The 6,758-nt window shown below is 39.1% G+C and carries 2 protein-coding genes; both read left to right on the top strand.

Annotation, left to right across the window (positions count from 1 at the left end; all coding sequences use genetic code 11):
* Positions 1-1,110, top strand: a 1,110-nt coding sequence (locus GX497_01625) for a hypothetical protein (GenBank protein ID HHY71933.1), incomplete at its 5' end; no start/stop codon positions are given.
* Between the two features lie 376 nt (positions 1,111-1,486).
* Positions 1,487-6,758 (top strand): leucine-rich repeat protein (locus GX497_01620; GenBank protein HHY71932.1); only part of this gene is annotated, 5,272 nt, incomplete at its 3' end.

Below are 6,758 nucleotides of genomic sequence, written 5' to 3'. Positions count from 1 at the left end.
TATGTAACTGTAGCTGATAATGTGAACGAACAAGTTGTTACCGGACTGAAAGCAGATACAAGCTATACATTTGCCATCAAAGCATTTAATGAAGCGGGGAAAGAGAGCGAATTGCTTAGTGCAAAAGCAACGGCAGCCAAACCTTCAAGCGGTTCCGGAGGTGGTTCAAGCAGCTCCGATGACGAAGAAAATAAAAGTAGCAATCTGTCATCCAGCAATACTGATTTAAATGACCTGGCAATTTGGAGCAACGGCAGGAAGCTGCCATTAACACCATCTTTTTCTCCAAACATAACTCACTATACGATTAAAACAAAAGCGGAGAAAATTGAATTGCTGGCAAATCCGGCGAAGGACAAGTCAAAGTTGACACTGCAAGGTAAACCATTAGGAAATGGGCAAGAGGTTACTTTAAAAGAAGGGGAAAATAAGTTTGAAATCATTGTCCAAGCGGAAAATGGTAAGAAAAAGACCTATACCATCACAGTTATAAGGGAATCAGAGGAACCTAAGGAATCAGTGGAATCAAAGGAAACCAATGAACAGAAAAACCAAGCCGAATCCTCTACTCAATTTAAAGACAGTGTAGGCCATTGGGCGGAAAGCTACATCAACCGGGCCTCAGCAAGAGGGATTGTAGGAGGTTACCCAGATGGAACGTTTAAACCGAACGCATCGGTCACACGTGCCGAATTCACTGTAATGCTTGCAAAGGCGTTGAAGCTAGAAGGAACAGCAACACCTACAGGTTTTGCTGATAGCAAACAAATAGGAGCATGGGCGAAGGATGCGATTGACCGCATGGTACAAGCGGGTATTGTTTCCGGCTATAACGATGGAAGCTTTCGACCAAGCGCCTCCATTACAAGAATGGAAATGGCGGTGATGTTTGCGCGCGCAATGAAGTTGCAAGTAGACGCGAATGCGGCAAGTCCATTTGCCGATGATAAGGACATTCCGACATGGGCAAAAGGAGCAGTGAATGCCGTCAACAAAGTCGGAATCGTGAATGGCCGCAGCGAAAATCAATTTGTTCCAGGCGGTTCCGCAACACGCGCCGAATCCGCAGCCATGCTTATTCGGATGTTGGAACAAAAGGAAAACCAATAGAATTTAAAATACAAAATAATCATATTACAGATAATCCGTGAAAAAAGCATCCATACATAAGTGTGGATGCTTTTCTGTTTAAAACAAGCGACTGGAAAGTTATGACTTTTATATGACTATTGTCATAAAGAATATGACTTTTAAAAAGTATAATAATTTTTCAGAAGGCTTGTAGTAAAAATAAGAATTATAGAGTGAAAACTGTATTGGGTTTTCTTCCTTGAAGTAATTAATTGTTAGCGAACTGTAAAATCCCTACCTATTAACATGAAAAAACATCACCTGAAGGAGGTGAGTTCCATAATAATGATTCTGAAATGGGAATCATGAATTCATGTATATAAGGAACAAAAATAATAATAGGAGGATTTTTTAAATGGTGAGGAGATCTATAAGTATACTGCTAACGATTATTTTATTATTCAATCTTCCTCCTTTTGCAGTATTTGCAGAGGACACACAAGGCGAGGGTTCATTCCAATTTGACCCAAGTACAGGTACTATCACGGAATATATGGCTAAAGAAGTCGGAGAAGATGTAGTAATCCCTGAAACTATACAGGGGGTGAAAGTAAAAAAGATAGGGGAACGGGCATTTCAAAAAAAGTGGATAAATAGTGTGATTATACCTAACGGTGTTACTGATATTGGAGACTTTGCATTTATCAACAACAGACTAAAGGCTGTTGACATCCCAAGCAGTGTTACTAAAATTGGAGCATATGCATTTACAAGTAATAAATTAGAAGATATTACAATACCCGATGGCATTACCACTATTGAAACGGAGGCTTTTGCGCGCAATCCATTAAAAAGAGTAATGATACCTAATACTGTCACTAAGATTGGCTGGTCTGCATTTGTAGACTGTAGATTAACTGAAATTACAATCCCAAACAGTGTTACTTATATTGATGAAACTGCATTTTACAATAATCAACTAACAAGCATTGATATTCCGGCAAGTGTAACGCGGATTGATCATGCTTCTTTTGGAAAAAATCCGATAAAAAATATTATTATCCACAATAATATTCCTGAACTTTATTACACCGCCTTCAAAGAAAATTCTGTACAGTATATTTCAATACCGGGAGATGTAGATAACAGTAATTTCCTTGATAGTTTTATAAATCTTTTTCCTTCCGCTATTATAATAAGCGATGAAAATAGCCCGGCTCATACATTAGCTGTAAATACAGGAAGGGATGTGCAGCTAATTGGGAAAACGGCAATCTTTGATTTAAAAGGTGGAGAGGGAAATTTCTCTACCCATACGGTTAGGCCGGGAAATCCTTTAGTTAAACCGGAAGCTATCCCTACTAAACAGAATGCAGTTTTTAAAAATTGGCGAATAAATTCAGATTCTGTTTATGATTTCAGAAATGTAACTGAAAACATAACTGTTTTCGCCGAGTGGGAAGATATAATTCCGGATACAGCAACAATTCAAATCAATTATTTAGACGTTGATACGAATCATGTATTAGACAGCGAAACAGTAACTAAGGAATTAGGGATTCATACTATCAATGCGAAGGAAATAGACGGATATACTTTGGAGGATACTCCCGGCAAAGCAGTGACACTAACCAAAAAGGATGAAACAGTAACTGTAGAATTTAAGTACAAGAGAAATCAATATGAATTTGATAGAAGCACGGGAACGATAATAAATTATATTGGGACTGACGAAAATGTAATAATTCCTGAAACAATTAACGGTGTTAGTGTAGTAAAAATAGGGAACAGTGCTTTTAAGGAAAAGCAACTAAAAAGTGTTATTATCCCAAATAGTGTAACTATTATAGGAAATGAAGCCTTTTCCGGTAACGAGTTAAAAGAAGTTCATATTCCGAATAATGTTGCCAGTATTGGTGATAAAGCTTTTGAATATAATCATTTAAAAAACATTACCATATCTGATAGCGTAGCTAGTATTGGAAATTATGCATTTATGGCAAACGGGCTAACGGAGATTACTTTGCCTGCAAGCTTAACTAAGTTAAATATGGGCGTTTTTGTTAGGAATGATATTAAAAATATTATAATTCCAGGTAATATTACTAGTATTGAAAATTATGTATTTTTCGGAAACCCTTTGGAGTTTATTTCAATACCGAGAACTACAACTTATATTCATAAATCGTTCGATACTATCCCAAGTGGGACTATTATCATCGCTGAAGAAAATAGTCCGGGCCATGCATGGTCTATGGAAATGGGGCAACCAATCCAATTGGTTGGGAAAACGATTACCTACGAATTAAATGGTGGTCAAGGTACTTTCCCTTCCCATACAGTCGGGTTTGGAAATCCTTTAGTGAAACCTGAGGGCACTCCCACTAAAGATAATGCAAATTTCTGGTACTGGAGAATCAACCTAAATTCTGATTCTAACTATGATTTCAGATTTGTAACAGAAGATATCACTGTTTATGCAGAATGGGTGGAAATATTGCCTGATTCAGCAACAATTTACGTAAGTCATAAAGATATAGATACGAATGAAGAATTAGAAGTAGAAACACTAATGAAGGAACTGGGAACTCACACAATATATTCGAAAGAATTTGTAGGCTATATACTGGCAGATGATGCTAGTAAAGAAGTAACGTTGTCTGCAAAAGACGAAGAGGTAATAGTAGAGTTTAAGTACAAGGGAGAGCCATTTGAGTTTGATGAAAGCACGGGAACGATAACAGGCTATACAGGTACTGAACTAAACGTAGTAATCCCTGACATGATAAAGGGAGTAAGCGTTGTAAACATTGGGGACGAAGTTTTTAAGAATAAACAAATACAAAGTGTTGTCCTGCCGAATACTATTGAAAGTATAGGAGACTATGCATTTTACGGCAATAATCTTCAAACTGTTATATTGCCAAATAACCTTATTAGCATTGGAGACAATGGATTCGGGGAGAATCTGCTGAAAAGCATTATTATACCAAATAGTGTAACGAATATTGGGCACTTTGCATTTTATGACAATAAACTTGCAGATGTTCATATACCTGATGGAATTACCACTATTGGTGCAGGTGCTTTTCAAAAAAACAATCTGGAAACCGTTATAATACCAGATGGTATAACAACCATTGAAAATGTCACCTTCGCTGAAAATCAATTAAGAAGTGTAGTTATACCTCAAAGTGTTACGAATATTAAAGGTCAAGCATTTGCGCATAATCAATTACAAAGTGTTGCTATTCCTGAAAGCGTTACTGGCATTGGAAGAGAAGCATTTGCAAATAATCAACTAAAGAACATTATCATTCCCAATGGAGTTTATAGCATTGAAATGAATGCTTTTAATGATAATCCTTTAGAATATATTTCGATATCTAGACATACCAGTGAAATTGAAAACGCATATGCTACGATTTCAAGTACAGCCATCGTAATAACAGAGCAAAATAGCCTAGCACATATATGGGCTAAGGATAAAGGGATGGCAATCCAATTAGTTGGGAAAACAGCCACTTATAATCTTGATGGTGGGGACGGTTATTTTCCTTCCCATACAGTTAAATTGGGAGAACCTTTAGTTAAACCTGAAGACATTCCATCTAAAAATAGGGCCATCTTTAAAAATTGGATAATAAGCCAAGGCTCTATTTATGATTTTAGAGATGTAACTGAGGATGTAACCATATCGGCAGATTGGGAAGAAATCATTCCTGACACAGGGACAATTATAGTCAATTATATAGATATGGAAACAACTACCGTTATAGAAACGGAAACATTAAAGAAGGAACTGGGAACTCACACAGTAAATGCTAAAGAAATAATCGGCTATACATTAGCAGGCGTTGCCAGTATGGAAGTGATACTGCCTACTAAAGATGAAACTGTAACAGTTGTGTTTACCTATAAGAAAAATCCAACGGTGGAAAGTGTGAATCCACTTGCCAACATCGAGGTATCCTACGGTACGGATTACTCATCATTGTCGTTGCCATCAACAGTACAAGTAACGCTTAGCGATCAAACAAGCCGAAATCTTAATGTGACTTGGGATAATGGAAGCCCAGCCTATGACGGCAATAATGCGGGGGAATATATATTCACCGGCACGCTGGCAGAGGATATAGCAAATCCACAAGGTTTGAAGGCGCAATTGAAGGTGATTGTGAATCCGAAGCCAATCGAGGTAATAAGTGTAGAGGCACTCACAGACATCACTGTTGAGTATGGCACGGCATATTCCTTGCTGCCATTGCCATCAACAGCAAAGGTTACCTTAAGCAATCAAACAAGCCGAAATCTTAATGTGACCTGGGATAATGGAAGCCCGGCCTATGACGGCAATACGGCAGGAGAATATATATTCCCCGGCACGCTGGCAGAGGATATAGCAAATCCACGGAACGTAAATGTACAGGTAAAAGTAGTCGTAAATCCGGCACCTGTCGTTCCGGACACAGCGATAATTCAAGTCAACCATCTGGACATTGATACGAATCATGTATTAGACAGCGAAAGCATGACAAAGGAATTAGGCACATACATTGTAAACTCCAAAAATATACCGGGATATACCTTGGTAGACGCGTCAAGTAAGCAGGTGACCCTGACTACAAAAAATCAAAAGATGATTGTAGACTTTAAATACAGGCAGAATTTTGTAACCCCGGATACAGCGATAATTATTATAAACCATATAGATATGGAGACTAAAACTGTACTGGAGGCAGAAACATTAACGAAGGAGCTAGGCGCTTACACAGTACATTCGAGGGAAATAGCAGGCTATACATTAGCGGATGCTGCTAGTAAGGAAGTAACCTTATCTACTAAAGATGAAGAAGTAACAGTAGAGTTTAAGTACAAAAAGAATCCATCGGTGGAAAGTGTGGATTCACTTGCAGACATCGAGGTATCCTATGGAACGGAACGTCCATCGTTACCGTTGCCGTCAACGGTTCAAGTCATGTTAAGTGACCAAACGAGTCGAAGTCTAGGAGTAACATGGGACAATGGCACCCCAACGTATGATGGAAATACAGCAGGGGAGTATACGTTCACAGGCACACTGGCGCGGGATGTTGAGAATCCACAGAACTTGACAGCGGAAGTGAAAGTGGTAGTTCAACCAAAGCCAGCAGAACCACCAGTAGTATCAAGTGTGGAGCCACTTGTTAACATCGAGGTATCTTATGGAACGGAACGTTCATCGTTACCGTTGCTGTCAACGGTTCAAGTCATGTTAAGTGACCAAACGAGTCGAAGTCTAGGAGTAACATGGGATAATGGCACCCCAACGTATGATGGAAATACAGCAGGGGAGTATACGTTCACAGGCACACTGGCGCGGGATGTTGAGAATCCACAGAACTTGACAGCGAAGGTGAAGGTGGTCGTCAAACCGAAACCAACAGACCCTTCGAATCCAGAAGAGCCAGAAGCACCAACATGGCCAAATGGCAGCGCATTAACCGTATCGGACATCGCTCAGACGAGTGTGAAACTTTCTTGGCCGAGTGCGGTAGATAACGTAGGAGTGACCGGCTACCGAATTTATGTCGATGGCATGGAGTATGTAACTGTAGCTGATAATGTGAACGAACAAGTTGTTACCGGACTGAAAGCAGATACAAGCTATACATTTGCCATCAAAGCATTTAATGAAGCGGGGAAAG

It is taken from the genome of Bacillus sp. (in: firmicutes) (assembly GCA_012842745.1).
GTDB lineage: Bacteria > Bacillota > Bacilli > Bacillales > Bacillaceae_J > Schinkia.
This window is presented reverse-complemented; position numbering and strand designations above follow the sequence as displayed.